The organism is Neobacillus rhizosphaerae, from assembly GCF_050477885.1.
In the GTDB taxonomy this organism is placed as follows: Bacteria; Bacillota; Bacilli; order Bacillales; family Cytobacillaceae; genus Neobacillus; species Neobacillus rhizosphaerae_A.
In genome coordinates, this window is the sequence record NZ_JBCNAC010000042.1 from 13,372 (window position 1) to 27,473 (window position 14,102).

General features: G+C 42.9%; 15 protein-coding genes. All 15 read left to right on the top strand.

What is annotated here, in order from left to right:
* Window positions 1-324: 324 nt before the first annotated feature.
* Window positions 325-1,497 (top strand): ATP phosphoribosyltransferase regulatory subunit, encoded by a 1,173-nt coding sequence (locus ABES03_RS05705; RefSeq protein WP_430115963.1) that lies wholly within the window; start codon window positions 325-327, stop codon window positions 1,495-1,497.
* Window positions 1,490-2,128, top strand: coding sequence for an ATP phosphoribosyltransferase (gene hisG, locus ABES03_RS05710; protein WP_308082535.1), 639 nt, complete (start codon window positions 1,490-1,492; stop codon window positions 2,126-2,128). Before ABES03_RS05705 ends, hisG begins: the two co-directional genes overlap by 8 nt.
* 1 nt (window position 2,129) lies before the next feature.
* Complete coding sequence (gene hisD, locus ABES03_RS05715) at window positions 2,130-3,407, top strand: histidinol dehydrogenase (protein ID WP_430115965.1); 1,278 nt, start codon at window positions 2,130-2,132, stop codon at window positions 3,405-3,407.
* 221 nt (window positions 3,408-3,628) lie between these two features.
* The gene (gene hisB / locus ABES03_RS05720) at window positions 3,629-4,216 is read left to right on the top strand and encodes an imidazoleglycerol-phosphate dehydratase HisB (RefSeq protein WP_308082537.1); all 588 of its coding nucleotides are present in this window, start codon (window positions 3,629-3,631) and stop codon (window positions 4,214-4,216) included.
* Window positions 4,217-4,309: 93 nt separating this feature from the next.
* Window positions 4,310-4,936 carry an imidazole glycerol phosphate synthase subunit HisH gene (gene hisH, locus ABES03_RS05725; RefSeq protein ID WP_430115967.1) on the top strand — a complete coding sequence of 209 codons (627 nt, stop codon included), beginning with the start codon at window positions 4,310-4,312 and terminating at the stop codon, window positions 4,934-4,936.
* Complete coding sequence (gene hisA / locus ABES03_RS05730) at window positions 4,933-5,658, top strand: 1-(5-phosphoribosyl)-5-[(5-phosphoribosylamino)methylideneamino]imidazole-4-carboxamide isomerase (protein ID WP_430115968.1); 726 nt, start codon at window positions 4,933-4,935, stop codon at window positions 5,656-5,658. The genes hisH and hisA overlap by 4 nt, the downstream gene beginning before the upstream one ends.
* 45 nt (window positions 5,659-5,703) lie before the next feature.
* Entirely contained in the window at window positions 5,704-6,465 is a 762-nt protein-coding gene (gene hisF / locus ABES03_RS05735; RefSeq protein ID WP_430115980.1) for an imidazole glycerol phosphate synthase subunit HisF, read from the top strand.
* On the top strand, window positions 6,462-7,088 hold the full coding sequence (gene hisIE, locus ABES03_RS05740; protein WP_430115970.1) for a bifunctional phosphoribosyl-AMP cyclohydrolase/phosphoribosyl-ATP diphosphatase HisIE: 627 nt from the start codon (window positions 6,462-6,464) through the stop codon (window positions 7,086-7,088). Before hisF ends, hisIE begins: the two co-directional genes overlap by 4 nt.
* A 141-nt stretch (window positions 7,089-7,229) precedes the next feature.
* On the top strand, window positions 7,230-8,720 hold the full coding sequence (locus ABES03_RS05745; RefSeq protein WP_430115971.1) for a tetratricopeptide repeat protein: 1,491 nt from the start codon (window positions 7,230-7,232) through the stop codon (window positions 8,718-8,720).
* 91 nt (window positions 8,721-8,811) lie between these two features.
* A complete protein-coding gene (gene trxB, locus ABES03_RS05750; protein WP_430115973.1) occupies window positions 8,812-9,762 on the top strand; it encodes a thioredoxin-disulfide reductase in 951 nt (316 codons plus the stop codon).
* A gap of 451 nt (window positions 9,763-10,213) precedes the next feature.
* Complete coding sequence (locus ABES03_RS05755; protein ID WP_413307271.1) at window positions 10,214-10,672, top strand: NUDIX hydrolase; 459 nt, start codon at window positions 10,214-10,216, stop codon at window positions 10,670-10,672.
* 86 nt (window positions 10,673-10,758) lie between these two features.
* Window positions 10,759-11,652: an RNase adapter RapZ gene (gene rapZ, locus ABES03_RS05760; RefSeq protein ID WP_430115975.1), complete on the top strand. Its 894-nt coding sequence runs from the start codon at window positions 10,759-10,761 to the stop codon at window positions 11,650-11,652.
* On the top strand, window positions 11,649-12,635 hold the full coding sequence (locus tag ABES03_RS05765; protein ID WP_430115977.1) for a gluconeogenesis factor YvcK family protein: 987 nt from the start codon (window positions 11,649-11,651) through the stop codon (window positions 12,633-12,635). Before rapZ ends, ABES03_RS05765 begins: the two co-directional genes overlap by 4 nt.
* A 73-nt stretch (window positions 12,636-12,708) precedes the next feature.
* Window positions 12,709-13,659, top strand: coding sequence for a DNA-binding protein WhiA (whiA, locus tag ABES03_RS05770; protein WP_430115979.1), 951 nt, complete (start codon window positions 12,709-12,711; stop codon window positions 13,657-13,659).
* Window positions 13,660-13,716: 57 nt separating this feature from the next.
* Entirely contained in the window at window positions 13,717-13,974 is a 258-nt protein-coding gene (locus ABES03_RS05775; RefSeq protein ID WP_308082548.1) for an HPr family phosphocarrier protein, read from the top strand.
* Window positions 13,975-14,102 lie beyond the last annotated feature (128 nt).

Here is a 14,102-nt window from a genome sequence, read left to right on the forward strand (position 1 = left end):
TTGGCGGAAATAAAGGGGAAACTGGCGGAATCTCGCTACAAGTTGGCGGAATAAATAGGAAAGTTGGCGGAATTCCGTCCGGAGTTGGCAGAATAACGTGGAATCTCGGCGGAATCCTACACCTTCATGGAGGAATAAAATTGTTTTCAAGTGGATTAAACCAAAAACTAGGGTAAAATAATCAAAACTGTGCCTATTTTCCAGCAGGAAGAACACTTTTTCATTGACGAACAGTATCACTAGAGGTAAACTACTAATAACTTTAATTCATTATCACATTAGCAGACTAAAGCAATTGCAATTTTACAATAAAGGGTGAGCCGGATGAGTCGCTTGTTTATGTTTGAAAAGCCCTTGGGGATGCGGGATACACTGCCAGAGCTTTATGAAAAAAAAGATCGTGTACGTACATACATGTCCGATACGATGAAACTTTGGGGCTATCAGTTTATAGAAACACCTACGCTTGAATACTATGAAACCGTTGGAGCAGCATCAGCCATTGCTGACCAGCAGTTGTTTAAATTACTTGATAAAGAGGGACATACCTTGGTCCTTCGCCCAGATATGACAGCACCGATCGCACGGGTGGCAGCATCCAAGCTGCTAGAAGAAGACCTACCAGTAAGGCTTGCCTATTCAGCTAATGTGTTTCGCGCACAGCAGCGAGAGGGCGGCCGACCAGCTGAATTCGAACAAATCGGTGTGGAATGTCTGAACGAGGACACCGTTTCATGTGATGGAGAGGTCATTGCTTTACTTATTTCTTCGCTGAAAAAAGCAGGACTGCCACAATTCCAAGTCTCAGTGGGGCACGTTGGTTTTGCACAAGAACTGTTTGTCCAAATTCTTGGAACCAATGGCCGTGCGAATGCTTTACGTAAATTCTTATTTGAAAAAAATTATGTAGGCTACCGTGAGCATGTAAACTCTTTACAGCTTTCGTCGATTGATAAACAACGACTCTTAAAGCTTTTACAATTAAGAGGTGGTGAAGAGGTCATCGGGCAGGCCTTGGATATCATTGAAAACGACAAGGGTAAACAAGCAATTGTCGAATTAAAAGAGCTTTGGGATGTAATTAAGGATTACGGAGTAGAGGAATATGTGAAGTTTGATTTTACCATCGTCAGCCACATGAGCTATTATTCAGGTATTTTATTTGAGGCGTATGCCGGGAATGTCGGTTTTCCGATTGGGAATGGCGGACGCTATAGTTTAATAGAGAAGTTTGGGAAAAAAGCAAGTGCCACTGGATTTGCCGTTCGAGTAGATATGCTTCTAGAAGCACTCGGAGGAGGTTCGCTGGAAAATACCACTCACTGCATTTTTTTCAGCCAGGAACGGCGCAAAGAAGCCTTTCAATTAGCAAGTGACATGCACGACCAGGGGAAGAAAGCCGTTCTACAGGATATAACGGGTGTCAATAATCTTGATGCATTTACAAAAAGGTTTGCCGAGACAACCTATTTAATCGGAGGACGCGGCGATGAGTAATATACTAACAATTGCGATGCCAAAGGGACGGATATTTGAGGAGGCAGTGGAACTGCTGCGGAAGGCCAACTATAACCTGCCACCAGAATTTGATGACTCCCGAAAATTAATAATTGATGTGGAAGAGGAAGGTTTACGGTTTATTTTAGCGAAGCCAATGGATGTGGCTACTTATGTGGAGCACGGCGTGGCCGATGTGGGAATTGCAGGGAAGGATGTTTTATTGGAGGAAGAGCGCGATGTGTATGAACTCCTTGATCTTAAAATCAGCTACTGCTACTTGGCAGTTGCCGGCCTGCCAAACACTAAAATGAATGATGTCGCTCCGCGAGTGGCAACCAAATATCCGAATGTTGCGGAAGCCTATTTTCGCGAGCAGGGGGAACAGGTCGAAATTATTAAGTTAAACGGCTCCATTGAACTAGCACCCATTATAGGATTATCCGACCGGATTGTGGATATTGTTTCAACAGGTAGGACCTTAAAGGAAAACGGGCTGGTTGAATATGAACGAATTGGAGATGTGACTTCAAGGCTAGTCGTAAACCCTGTCAGCTACCGCATCTACGATAAGCGGATTGATGAGTTGGTGAGCAGACTGGCAGAAGTGGTGTCACAGGGGGTTTTGTAATATGAAAATACTAAAAGTGTCGGAACAGGTTTCGATAAAGCGTTCGATTGAATCGGGGACTACTGAGCAGGTGGCTATCGTTAAGGGGATACTACAAGAGATTCGGACCCGAGGGGATGAGGCTTTAAGAGAGTATACAGAGAGATTTGATCGAGTGAACCTTTCTTCTTTTTCCGTGACCGAGGGGGAAATCGAGACAGCGTATCAGAAGGTCAATGAAGGTTTTGTTTCCATTGTTCGGGAGGCAGCGGAAAACATTCGTTCCTTTCATGAAAAACAGCTTCGGCCATCATGGATGACGACAGAAGAGAATGGGACGATTCTTGGTCAAAAAATAACCGCCCTCGATTCGGTTGGGGTATATGTACCAGGTGGTACAGCCGCCTATCCATCTTCGGTACTGATGAACGTGATTCCAGCGAAGGTAGCAGGGGTCAAGCGGATTGTGATGGTTTCACCGCCTGATTCAGAGGGGGATTTGCCACCCGCTGTCCTAGTTGCTGCGAAGGAAGCAGGCGTTGAAGAAATTTATAAAGTGGGCGGAGCGCAAGCAATTGCGGCATTAGCTTATGGAACAGAGTCGATTGCTTCTGTAGATAAAATTACAGGCCCTGGAAATATCTTTGTGGCATTGGCTAAACGAGAAGTATTCGGGGATGTCGATATTGATATGATTGCCGGGCCAAGTGAAATTGCTATTTTAGCAGATGAAACGGCACGAGCAGATGAGATTGCTGCGGATCTGTTGTCTCAGGCAGAGCACGATCCACGTGCCTGCAGTGTGTTGGTTACACCATCAATGAGGTTAGCGGAAGAGGTAGCACAAGAGGTGGAGAAACAGCTTGCTGTGTTGCCACGAAAAGAAATTGCTGCCCGTTCGATTGCGGATTATGGTGCCATCTATGTGGCGGCAGATATAGTTGAGGCGGTTGAAACGGTTAACCAGTTAGCCCCTGAACATTTAGAGGTTATGACGGAAAATGCAATGGAGCTTCTTGGACAAATTCGTCATGCTGGAGCTATTTTTATCGGACGTTATAGCTCGGAGCCGGTCGGTGATTATTTCGCCGGACCTAACCATGTGCTACCAACAAACGGTACAGCCCGTTTTTCCAGCCCGCTGAATGTGGATGATTTTCAAAAAAAATCAAGCGTGATTGTGTATAGTCAGAAAGCGTTGAGGGAGAATGCGGCGAAGATTGCGGAGTTTGCCCGGATGGAAGGGCTTGAAGCCCACGCTCGGGCAGTGGAAATTCGATTGGAAAATGATAATAAGTAAGATGAAGGACAAAATGACCTGATAGAGGGGCGAAAATGTCTTTCATAAGGTGAATGAAGGACAAAACGACCTGATAGAGGGGTGAAAATGTCCTTCATCAGGCGAAAGAAGGACAAAATCAATCACTAAGAAGGCAAAACTGTCCTTCATAACGCTCTGCAAACCTAACATTGTACATAAGAATCTCAAAAATGAAGCTAGAATTACAGGAGGGTATCTTCATGGAAAGAGTGGCAAGTATTGAACGGAACACGAACGAAACAAAAATTCAACTATCTTTAGCAGTTGACGGAGAGGGACAGTCCAACCTGGAGACAGGTGTACCATTCCTCAGTCATATGCTTGATTTGTTCACCAAACACGGGCAATTCAATCTGACCGTAAATGCAAACGGCGATACTGAGGTGGATGACCATCACACAACAGAAGATATCGGCATTTGCTTAGGGCAAGCATTACGAGAAGCCCTTGGAGACAAGCGCGGCATCAAGCGCTACGGAAATGCCTTTGTTCCAATGGATGAAGCCTTGGCTCAAGTGGTTGTTGACCTCAGTAATCGCCCGCACCTAGAAATGCGTGCGGAGTTCCCTGGACAAAAAGTTGGAACCTTTGATACAGAGCTTGTACATGAATTTCTATGGAAATTAGCCCTAGAGGCGAGAATGAACCTCCACGTAATTGTTCATTATGGAAAAAACACGCACCACATGATTGAAGCCGTCTTTAAAGCATTGGGCCGGGCACTCGACGAAGCAACCACCATCGACCCGCGCATCAAAGGCATCCCCTCCACAAAAGGGATGCTATAAAATAAGTTATCCACAAGGTGTCAGGCACCACTCGTGGACACTGTCCGTTTCAGGAGGACAGTGTAAAAAACACACCTAGAAAGGAGGGGCACGATGATTGGAATTGTTGATTATGGAATGGGGAATTTGTTTAGTGTGAGTAAGGCGTTGGAACGGCTGGGGGCTGAATATTTTATTTCGGCTGATCATAGTGAATTGCTTACCGCAGATGGGTTGATTATTCCCGGCGTTGGTTCCTTCCGAGATGCCATGGAACGCCTCCAAGTAAACACGATTAAGGAATATGCGGCAACAGGGAAACCCCTTCTCGGCATCTGTCTCGGTATGCAGCTGCTTTTTGAAAGTAGCGAAGAAAATGGGCTCACGGAAGGATTAGGACTACTACCGGGAAGTGTACATCGTTTTCCAGGCCAATCACCAGGAGGCGAGTCTTACAAAGTTCCACACATGGGCTGGAACAAGCTTGAATTCGTGAACAATTCACCACTTACAAAAAATCTGGAAGAGGATTATGTGTATTTTGTTCATTCCTATTTCGTAGACGCCAAAAATTCTGACGTGTTAATCGCAAAAGCGGATTATCACGAACAGGTTTCGGCAGTGGTTGGTAAGGACAATATCATGGGAATGCAATTCCATCCTGAAAAAAGCAGCAAACTTGGGATGGCCCTTTTAAATAACTTTTTACAAATGGTGGAGGAAAGGAAGGCCATTCGATGAGTATCACAATTTATCCTGCCATTGATATGCGAGGCGGCAATTGCGTTCGTCTTCTTCAAGGGGATTATGATAAGGAAACAATCTACGGGGATTCCCCGTTTGATATGGCAAGAAGCTTTGCAGCTGATGGAGCCGAGTGGATTCATATGGTCGACCTTGATGGCGCAAAGGATGGCAAGAGGGTGAACGACCGATTTGTGATTGAGACCGCACAAAAGTTGAACGTGAAGGTCCAAATTGGCGGTGGTATTCGCTCGGAGGAAGACATCCTGCATTATCTCGAAAACGGCGTGGATCGGGTGATTATAGGGAGTATTGCCGTTTCTAACCCAGATTTTGCGATGGAAATGATTAAGAAATATGGTGAAAAAATTGCTATCGGCATTGATGCCAAAAATGGCTATGTGGCCACACACGGATGGCTTGATACTTCGGAGCTTCGTGCAGTCGACCTTGGCAAACGTTTGGCAGATGCAGGTGCAGAAACCTTTATTTTTACGGATATTGCCACCGATGGTACCCTTTCTGGACCAAATATTGAGGCCGTTTGCCAGATGGCTGAAGTAACCAAAAAAAATGTCATTGCTTCAGGTGGAGTAAGCAGTCTCGAGGATTTGAAGGCGTTAGCCTCTAAAAAAGGCATTAGCGGGGCGATTGTTGGAAAGGCACTCTATGAAAATCGTTTTACCTTGAAGGAAGCCTTGGCATCGGCAAAAGCTTAATTTTGAAAGGAACATGACGAGGCACGGAAAAGGATGGTGTAAATGATGACATTAACAAAACGAATTATTCCATGCCTTGACGTGAAGGATGGACGAGTAGTAAAAGGAGTGCAATTCGTGCAACTTCGCGATGCGGGGGACCCGGTGGAATTGGCACGATTTTACGATGAACAGGGAGCGGATGAGCTTGTCTTTCTCGACATTTCTGCTTCCGTTGAGGGCAGAAAAACGATGGTCGAGGTTGTAAAGGCAGTTGCCTCAGAACTAGCGATCCCGTTTACCGTGGGCGGTGGTATCAACGCTTTAGAGGACATGAAGAGAATTCTTCGAGCTGGAGCCGATAAGGTGTCATTGAATACGGCAGCCGTGATGAATCCTGATCTGATTGGGGAAGGCGCAGGATACTTTGGTTCACAATGTATTGTCGTCGCTATCGATGCGAAATTTGACCCTGAAATCGGAACGTGGCGAGTGTACACACACGGTGGACGAACGCCTACGGAAAAAACGGTAATCGAATGGGCTGTAGAAGCTGCCGAGCGCGGGGCCGGTGAGATTTTATTAACCAGCATGGACAGTGATGGGGAAAAGAATGGATTTGACTTATCTTTAACGAAAGCTGTAAGTGAGGCGGTTACCATTCCTGTTATTGCTTCCGGCGGAGCAGGAAATGCTGAACACTTTGAAGAAGCTTATGTTACTGGGAAAGCAGATGCAGCCTTAGCTGCGTCGATTTTTCACTATAAAGAAACGTCCGTCCAAGAAGTGAAGAGCTATTTGCAGGAAAAAGGAGTTGTCGTCCGATGAATATAGAAGAGATTCGATTTGATGAAAAGGGTCTTGTCCCTGCCATCATTCAGGATGCAGAAACGATGGAAGTATTAACGTTAGCCTATATGAACAAGGAGTCGTTTGGAAAAACGCTTGAGACGGGGGAAACCTGGTTCTTTAGCCGCTCACGCCAAGAGTTATGGCATAAAGGGGCAACAAGTGGAAATTCGCAATCGGTTGTTAGCATCAAATATGATTGTGATCAGGATGCACTCCTCGTGTTAGTCAATCCGAAGGGGCCGGCATGTCATACGGGTGCTGTTAGCTGCTTTACTGACGAGGTAGCGGACCGAAAGACTGGATTGGCTGATTATGGTATCCTTCAGAGGCTGGAGCAGGTCATCCGTCAACGGGAGCAGGAGCGTCCAGAGGGTGCCTATACTACATACCTTTTTGAAAAAGGCGTCGATAAGATTTTGAAAAAAGTCGGGGAAGAAGCGGCCGAGGTGATTATCGCTGCCAAAAACCGTGATCAAGAAGAACTGCGCTGGGAAGCGGCAGATCTACTCTATCACCTGCAGGTTTTATTGGTGGAACAAGGACTTCCATTTAAAGAAGTACTAAGAACCTTAGAAGAAAGACACAAGGACCGGTCCTAAGGGGGCTGGTTTTCTTTTATGTTAGGGATGTAATGTGAAGAAAAATCTTCCACCTCAAGCTTGCGTATTATAATCCCCTTCTCGAACAACCCGTTAATGTGTTATACTACCTAAGTTATATTGATGAATGTGGAGGACTTCATGGGAAAAAAAGCGAAAGCAAGAATGCAAACGGGAAAAATACTTTCATTTGTTCCTACGGGGGAATATTATTTCACGAAGGGTTTGAAGGCATACCATCGACGTGATTTCATAAAAGCAAAAAAATATCTTGGACGAGCGATTCAGCTTGAGCCGGGTGAACCGATGATTACATGCCAGTTGGCGATTGTGTCAACAGAACTTGGCGAGTTTGAAAATTCCAACCGACTCTTGCATCTCATCCTTGAAGAACTTGATTCGGAAATGGCAGAGTGCCACTACTTTTTAGCAAATAATTATGCCCACCTGGGATTTTTTAAAGATGCCTATCATCACGCGCAGCTCTACCTGCAACTTGATCCAGAGGGTGATTTTTCTAATGACACGGAAGATTTATTAGAGCTTCTAACCTTGGAATCAGATGATTTAGAGGACGACTGGTATGAGCAGGATGATTTAATTGTCAAACAAGAACAGGCTCGTGACTTATTAGAGTCGGGATACTTTCCAAAAGCGATCGAACTCTTAAAGGATGTCGTTAAGGAATACCCAGAATACTGGTCAGCATACAACAACTTAGCGCTTGCCTATTTTTACTTAGGAAAAGCGGAAAAGGCAGAAAGCATTTTAGATGATGTGCTCGAGCGGAATCCAGGGAATTTGCATGCCCTTTGTAACCGCCTGGTCTTTGCTCATTACCAAGGAAAACTGAAAAATGCTGCCAAGCTCCTTGAATCTCTGAAAAAAATTCAACCTATGTTAAGTGAACATCAATTCAAACTGGGTACTACCTTCGCTTTAGTGGGGGAATATGAACAGGCCTACTTGTGGTTAAAGAAGCTATATAAGCATGGCTATGATGGAGATGGTCCATTTTATTACTGGCTTTCTTATTCTGCGTATTATACTGGCAATCAAAACTTTGCAAAAAGCACTTGGAAAAAGGTGCTTGAATTGAACCCTGACAAGGAAGGTTCTGAGCCATGGGGTGAAAAAGAAGTCGCGAATGGTTTTGAAGACCTGTCAGGCTCTATTTTTCAAAAGCTTGAAAGCGACTATGTGGAAGAGCGATTATTTGCTCTGTTTCTCACAACTGTATCCAGTAAAAAAGAAGAAATTATTACGTCTAAGCGACTTTTTCAAAATCAAAAGCTAACCACGTTAGAGAAGGAATACATTTCATTAATTCGTTCGGGAAAAAAATCGACGACAGCAGATGCACAAGAAATTGCAGAGATTTTTTATGAAAACCATCAGCCGATTGGTACGATGGAATCTAGCTTATATTTGATGTGGTTTTCTGTTTTCGTTGAACTTTCTAAAGCCAACGTCAGCATGAAAAATAAACGTGCATGGGCTGGGGCTGTGGAATATGTATGGTACAAGTTGCGTAGCGAAAAGGTTTCTCAGCAAGAAGTAGCGAACCGTTATGGACTTTCATCTGCAACGATTGGTAAATATGTCAAACTTGTGAATGATTTTCTAAATTAAGCAGATAAATGGACTATAAACCGATTGTTTATTACGATTAAGTAGGGAAATATATACTTAATCGTTTTTTTTTATAAGGAGTGAATTACCCATGTCTGAGGAAAAAATTTATGACGTTATTATTGCGGGGGCTGGTCCTGCTGGGATGACCGCTGCTGTTTATACATCACGTGCCAACCTTTCAACACTTATGATTGAACGCGGTATGCCTGGCGGACAAATGGCCAACACAGAGGATGTGGAAAACTATCCGGGCTTTGAGAGTATTTTAGGGCCCGATTTATCCACAAAAATGTTCGAGCACGCGAAAAAATTTGGTGCAGAATATGCCTACGGCGATATTAAGGAAATCGTTGACCACGGCGATTACAAACTCGTAACCGCTGGTGCAAAACAATACAAAGCGCACTCCGTTATCATTTCTACAGGTGCCGAATATAAAAAGCTTGGAGTCCCTGGTGAAAAAGAACTTGGCGGCCGTGGCGTTTCTTATTGTGCCGTTTGTGACGGGGCCTTTTTCAAAGGAAAAGAATTGTTCGTTATTGGTGGAGGGGACTCTGCAGTTGAGGAAGGGGTCTATTTAACTCGTTTCGCTTCTAAAGTGACCATTGTTCATCGACGTGATCAGCTTCGTGCACAAAAGATCCTTCAAGATCGTGCGTTTGCTAATGAGAAGGTCGGTTTTATCTGGAATCACACGGTTAAAACAATCAATGGTAAAGACGGCAAGGTTGGCAGCGTGACGCTTGTTTCAACAGAAACGGGAGAAGAACAAGAATTGCCAGCAGATGGTGTGTTTATCTACGTTGGAATGGTTCCACTTTCAAAACCATTCGAGAGCCTTGGTATTACGAATCAAAACGGCTATATCGAAACGAACGACCGCATGGAAACCAAAGTGCCTGGTGTGTTTGCAGCAGGAGATATTCGTGAAAAAACCTTACGCCAAATTGTTACCGCGACTGGTGATGGTAGTATTGCGGCACAGAGCGCACAGCATTTTGTAGAAGAACTGAAGGAAGAGATGAAGGTAAGAAAATAGGTGGTAAGCACTATTGTGAGTGGTGTTAACATAACATTCACAGAAACGTAATCCTGTTTTAACTCTTTTGTAACAGTAGTGAAATATAGTTAGGGTATGATAACAATAATTGACCCCCTTTAAAAATATATACCTTCCTGCACAAGCCCAGCAGCTTGTGCAATTTTTTTTTGTCTAGGCTGTGTTAAAGAACAATGTTGATTTTTACAACTGTTGATTGGAGCGGAAGTCAACAGACAAGTTTAACAGAGCCTTTGTCTAAAAAAGATGAAGTGTCCCCTTAACTAGTTTCCCAAGTTATTTATCAGTAATAATTAACAGAAATATCAAATTTGTATTCATTGTGACTGTATCTTAAAAATAGTATAATGAAAAGAATAAATAAATTGTTATATTAGGATATTTAGCATACTTGCACAAGCCTTTGTGCTTAAATAAAGAGGGTGGAAATATGCAGCGGGTCACCAATTGTGTATTAATAAAAGAGGATAAAATTTTGTTGCTGCAAAAACCGAGCCGCGGCTGGTGGGTGGCTCCAGGCGGTAAAATGGAGCCAGGTGAATCGGTTCGTGATTCTTGCATAAGAGAATACCGTGAAGAAACGGGAATCTATCTTAAAAATCCACAGCTTAAAGGTATTTTTACTATGATCATGAAAGAAGGAGAACAGCTCCTTTCAGAATGGATGATGTTCACTTTTTGCGCCACGGAATCGGATGGGGTCGATTTAGAGGAATCGCCTGAAGGTAAGCTCGCGTGGCAATCGATTGACCAGGTAAAAAGTCTGCCGATGGCCGAGGGTGACTATCATATTATTGATTACATGGTTCATGGAAAAGGAATCATCTACGGTACATTTACTTATACCAAGGAATTTGAGCTGATTGGTTACCGATTAGACCCGAGTTAAATGTAAACGCATTATTGACAAGCCATGGGCGAAATCAAGAGGGCGTTTTGAGGAATAAGAAGAAATATTTTTGGGGGGAATGGGAAATGAGTACTGGTTCGACAAGTGAAACTCAAATGGTCATTATTACGGGAATGTCTGGGGCTGGAAAAACTGTAGCCATTCAAAGCTTTGAAGATTTAGGGTTCTTCTGTGTCGACAATCTGCCTCCTACATTACTTCCTAAATTTCTTGAACTTATGAAGGAATCAGGGAATAAAATGAATAAAGTTGCCCTTGTAATGGACTTAAGAGGGAGAGAATTCTTCGACCATCTCTTTAAAGCACTTGATGAGTTAGCTGAAACCTCTTGGGTAACCCCGCAGATTCTATTTTTAGATGCGGATGATTCTACACTAGTACGCAGATATAAGGAAACAAGACGGTCGCACCCGCTTGCTCAAACAGGATTGCCTCTAGAAGGCATCACGCTTGAACGAGAGCTTTTGGAGGAATTAAAAGGCCGGGCACAGTTGATTTATAACACTTCTCAGATGAAACCACGTGAATTACGCGAAAAAATATTAACCGAATTTACGGCTAATAGACAACTAATCTTTACTGTCAATGTCATGTCGTTTGGATTTAAGCATGGGATTCCAATTGATGCTGATCTTGTCTTTGATGTGCGCTTCTTACCGAATCCACACTATATAGAGCATATGAGGCCAAAAACAGGGCTGGACGATGAGGTCTCTAGCTATGTTTTAAAATGGAACGAAACGCATAAATTCTTAGAAAAAGTCACGGACTTACTTACCTTCATGCTTCCGCATTACAAAAGAGAAGGTAAAGCACAACTGGTGATTGCCATCGGCTGTACAGGCGGGCAGCATCGTTCGGTTGCGCTAGCTGAATATATTGGTGACTTTTTCAAAAATGATTATAAGACGATTGTTTCCCACCGTGACATTGAGAGGAGAAAGGATAAAACAACATGAGTAATTACGGACAGCCGCGAATTGTCGTTATTGGCGGAGGAACAGGATTACCAGTTTTGCTACGGGGGTTAAAACAGTATCCTGTGGACATTACCGCCATAGTGACAGTCGCGGATGACGGGGGCAGCTCAGGACGTTTGCGCGATGACCTCCAAATCCCTCCTCCAGGAGATATTCGAAATGTTCTAGCATCATTATCTGATGTAGAACCGCTTGTGGAGGAAATGTTTCAACATCGGTTTAAAACGTCAAATGAACTTTCCGGCCATTCATTAGGAAATTTAATCTTGGCCGCGATGACTTCAATAACTGGAAATTTTGTTCACGCCATTCAGGAGATGAGTAAGATTCTAAATGTTCGTGGGAAGGTGTTACCTGCTGCCAACCAAAGCGTGGTTTTACACGCGGAAATGGAAGACGGTGCGATTGTTTCGGGTGAATCGAAAATTCCTTATTCTGGAAAGAAAATTAAGAAAGTCTTTTTAACATCTAAAAAAAATATCCGACCATTACCTGAGACGATTCAAGCCATTCGTCAAGCGGAATTAATTATTATTGGTCCTGGAAGTCTTTATACCAGTATTCTGCCTAATTTGTTAGTCCCACGTTTAGGGGATGAAGTATGTCGTTCCCATGCCAAAAAGGTGTATATATGTAATCTAATGACACAGGCAGGAGAAACACACGGTTATACAGCGAGCGATCATGTAAAGGCCATTTATGATCATATGAGCTGTGCGTTTATGAATACCATTTTAGTTAATAATGAGGAAGTGCCGAAGGATATTCAGCTTCGTTACAATGAAGAATTGGCGAACCCTGTTGAATATGATTTGCCCAGGCTTTATGAGCTGGGTCTTGAAGTGGTGCATGCAGATATTGCCTACCAGGAAAATGGTGCCTTAAGGCATGATCCTAAAAAGGTGGCAAAAATTTTATATAATTTGCTTTTAGATGAAACCAAAAAGCGTTTTGAAGCGTAAATACTTTGTAGGTTGTTTAACGTAATGATGTTATATGTTTCAAATTCAATAAGAGGTTTTAGGGGGTGAGGGGATGTCTTTCGCTTCGGAGACGAAAAAAGAATTAACTAACCTGGAAGTGAAAACATGCTGCATTCAATCTGAGCTATCAGCATTGATCCGCATGAACGGTTCCCTTTCCTTTTCAAATAGGAAGTTAGTTGTTGATATTCAAACCGAAAATGCTGCTATTGCAAGAAGGATTTATACCTTATTAAAAAAGAGCTACCAAGTACAGGTGGAGCTGCTTGTTCGAAAGAAAATGAGGTTAAAAAAGAACAATGTGTATATTGTACGCCTGTCAGAACAGGCGAAGGAAATTCTCGAGGATACCAAAATACTCGGGGAAGGATTTACCATTATTCATGATATATCACCGGACCTCATAAAGAAGAAGTGTTGTAAGCGTTCTTATTTACGCGGAGCATTTCTGGCAGGTGGATCGGTCAATAATCCAGAAACATCTTCTTATCATTTGGAAATTTTTTCACTTTATAAAGAGCATAACGACTCTTTATGTGAATTGATGAATATATTTGGTCTTAACAGTAAAACGCTTGAGCGCAAAAAAGGATATATTACGTATTTAAAAGAAGCGGAAAAAATTACCGAGTTTTTAAATATTATAGGTGCTCACAACGCCTTGCTGCGCTTTGAAGATGTAAGAATCGTAAGAGATATGCGGAATTCGGTTAATCGACTTGTTAACTGTGAAACAGCCAATCTGAATAAAACGATTGGTGCCTCTATCAGACAGGTGGAGAATATCCGTTTCATTAATCAAACGGTTGGTCTTCAGATTCTACCAGATAAGCTAAGGGAAATTGCGGAGCTTCGTATGCAATATACGGATGTCACCCTAAAGGAATTGGGAGAGATGGTGTCTGGTGGCACCATCAGTAAATCAGGCATTAATCACCGCCTAAGGAAAATTGATGAAATAGCCGAGAAACTACGGATGGGTGAAATCGCTACAAGGGATTAGTAACTGGTTGAAATTGTTTTATGAATATAGAGAATGGACATGAGGAGGAAATGCGCAATGTTGGCAAAAGAAGTAGAAGTTAAATTGAAGACTGGTCTTCAAGCACGACCAGCAGCACTTTTTGTGCAAGAAGCAAACCGTTTTTCAGCGGATATTTTTCTAGAGAAAGATGGTAAGAAGGTTAACGCCAAGAGTATTATGGGATTAATGAGTCTTGCTGTTGGCTCAGGCGTTGTGATTAATATTATTGCAGATGGCGACGATGAAGAAAATGCTATCCATTCATTAACTGATTTTATCCAGAAAGAACAATAATGTTGTAAAAGGGTTCGGCTCTCGTATATTTGAGTCTGAACCCTTTTTTAATAGAAAAAAACAATGATATAAACATTGAACAAAGGTTGCATGAGTATAAGACACGTAGTAGGAAGAGTCTACGTGAC

Excerpts from the sequence above, each read along its gene's own strand:
- ABES03_RS05705 (WP_430115963.1), top strand. The coding sequence starts at position 325 with ATGAGTCGCTTGTTTATGTTTGAAAAGCCCTTGGGGATGCGGGATACA.
- hisG (WP_308082535.1), top strand. The coding sequence starts at position 1,490 with ATGAGTAATATACTAACAATTGCGATGCCAAAGGGACGGATATTTGAG.
- hisD (WP_430115965.1), top strand. The coding sequence starts at position 2,130 with ATGAAAATACTAAAAGTGTCGGAACAGGTTTCGATAAAGCGTTCGATT.
- hisB (WP_308082537.1), top strand. The coding sequence starts at position 3,629 with ATGGAAAGAGTGGCAAGTATTGAACGGAACACGAACGAAACAAAAATT.
- hisH (WP_430115967.1), top strand. The coding sequence starts at position 4,310 with ATGATTGGAATTGTTGATTATGGAATGGGGAATTTGTTTAGTGTGAGT.
- hisA (WP_430115968.1), top strand. The coding sequence starts at position 4,933 with ATGAGTATCACAATTTATCCTGCCATTGATATGCGAGGCGGCAATTGC.
- hisF (WP_430115980.1), top strand. The coding sequence starts at position 5,704 with ATGACATTAACAAAACGAATTATTCCATGCCTTGACGTGAAGGATGGA.
- hisIE (WP_430115970.1), top strand. The coding sequence starts at position 6,462 with ATGAATATAGAAGAGATTCGATTTGATGAAAAGGGTCTTGTCCCTGCC.
- ABES03_RS05745 (WP_430115971.1), top strand. The coding sequence starts at position 7,230 with ATGGGAAAAAAAGCGAAAGCAAGAATGCAAACGGGAAAAATACTTTCA.
- trxB (WP_430115973.1), top strand. The coding sequence starts at position 8,812 with ATGTCTGAGGAAAAAATTTATGACGTTATTATTGCGGGGGCTGGTCCT.
- ABES03_RS05755 (WP_413307271.1), top strand. The coding sequence starts at position 10,214 with ATGCAGCGGGTCACCAATTGTGTATTAATAAAAGAGGATAAAATTTTG.
- rapZ (WP_430115975.1), top strand. The coding sequence starts at position 10,759 with ATGAGTACTGGTTCGACAAGTGAAACTCAAATGGTCATTATTACGGGA.
- ABES03_RS05765 (WP_430115977.1), top strand. The coding sequence starts at position 11,649 with ATGAGTAATTACGGACAGCCGCGAATTGTCGTTATTGGCGGAGGAACA.
- whiA (WP_430115979.1), top strand. The coding sequence starts at position 12,709 with ATGTCTTTCGCTTCGGAGACGAAAAAAGAATTAACTAACCTGGAAGTG.
- ABES03_RS05775 (WP_308082548.1), top strand. The coding sequence starts at position 13,717 with ATGTTGGCAAAAGAAGTAGAAGTTAAATTGAAGACTGGTCTTCAAGCA.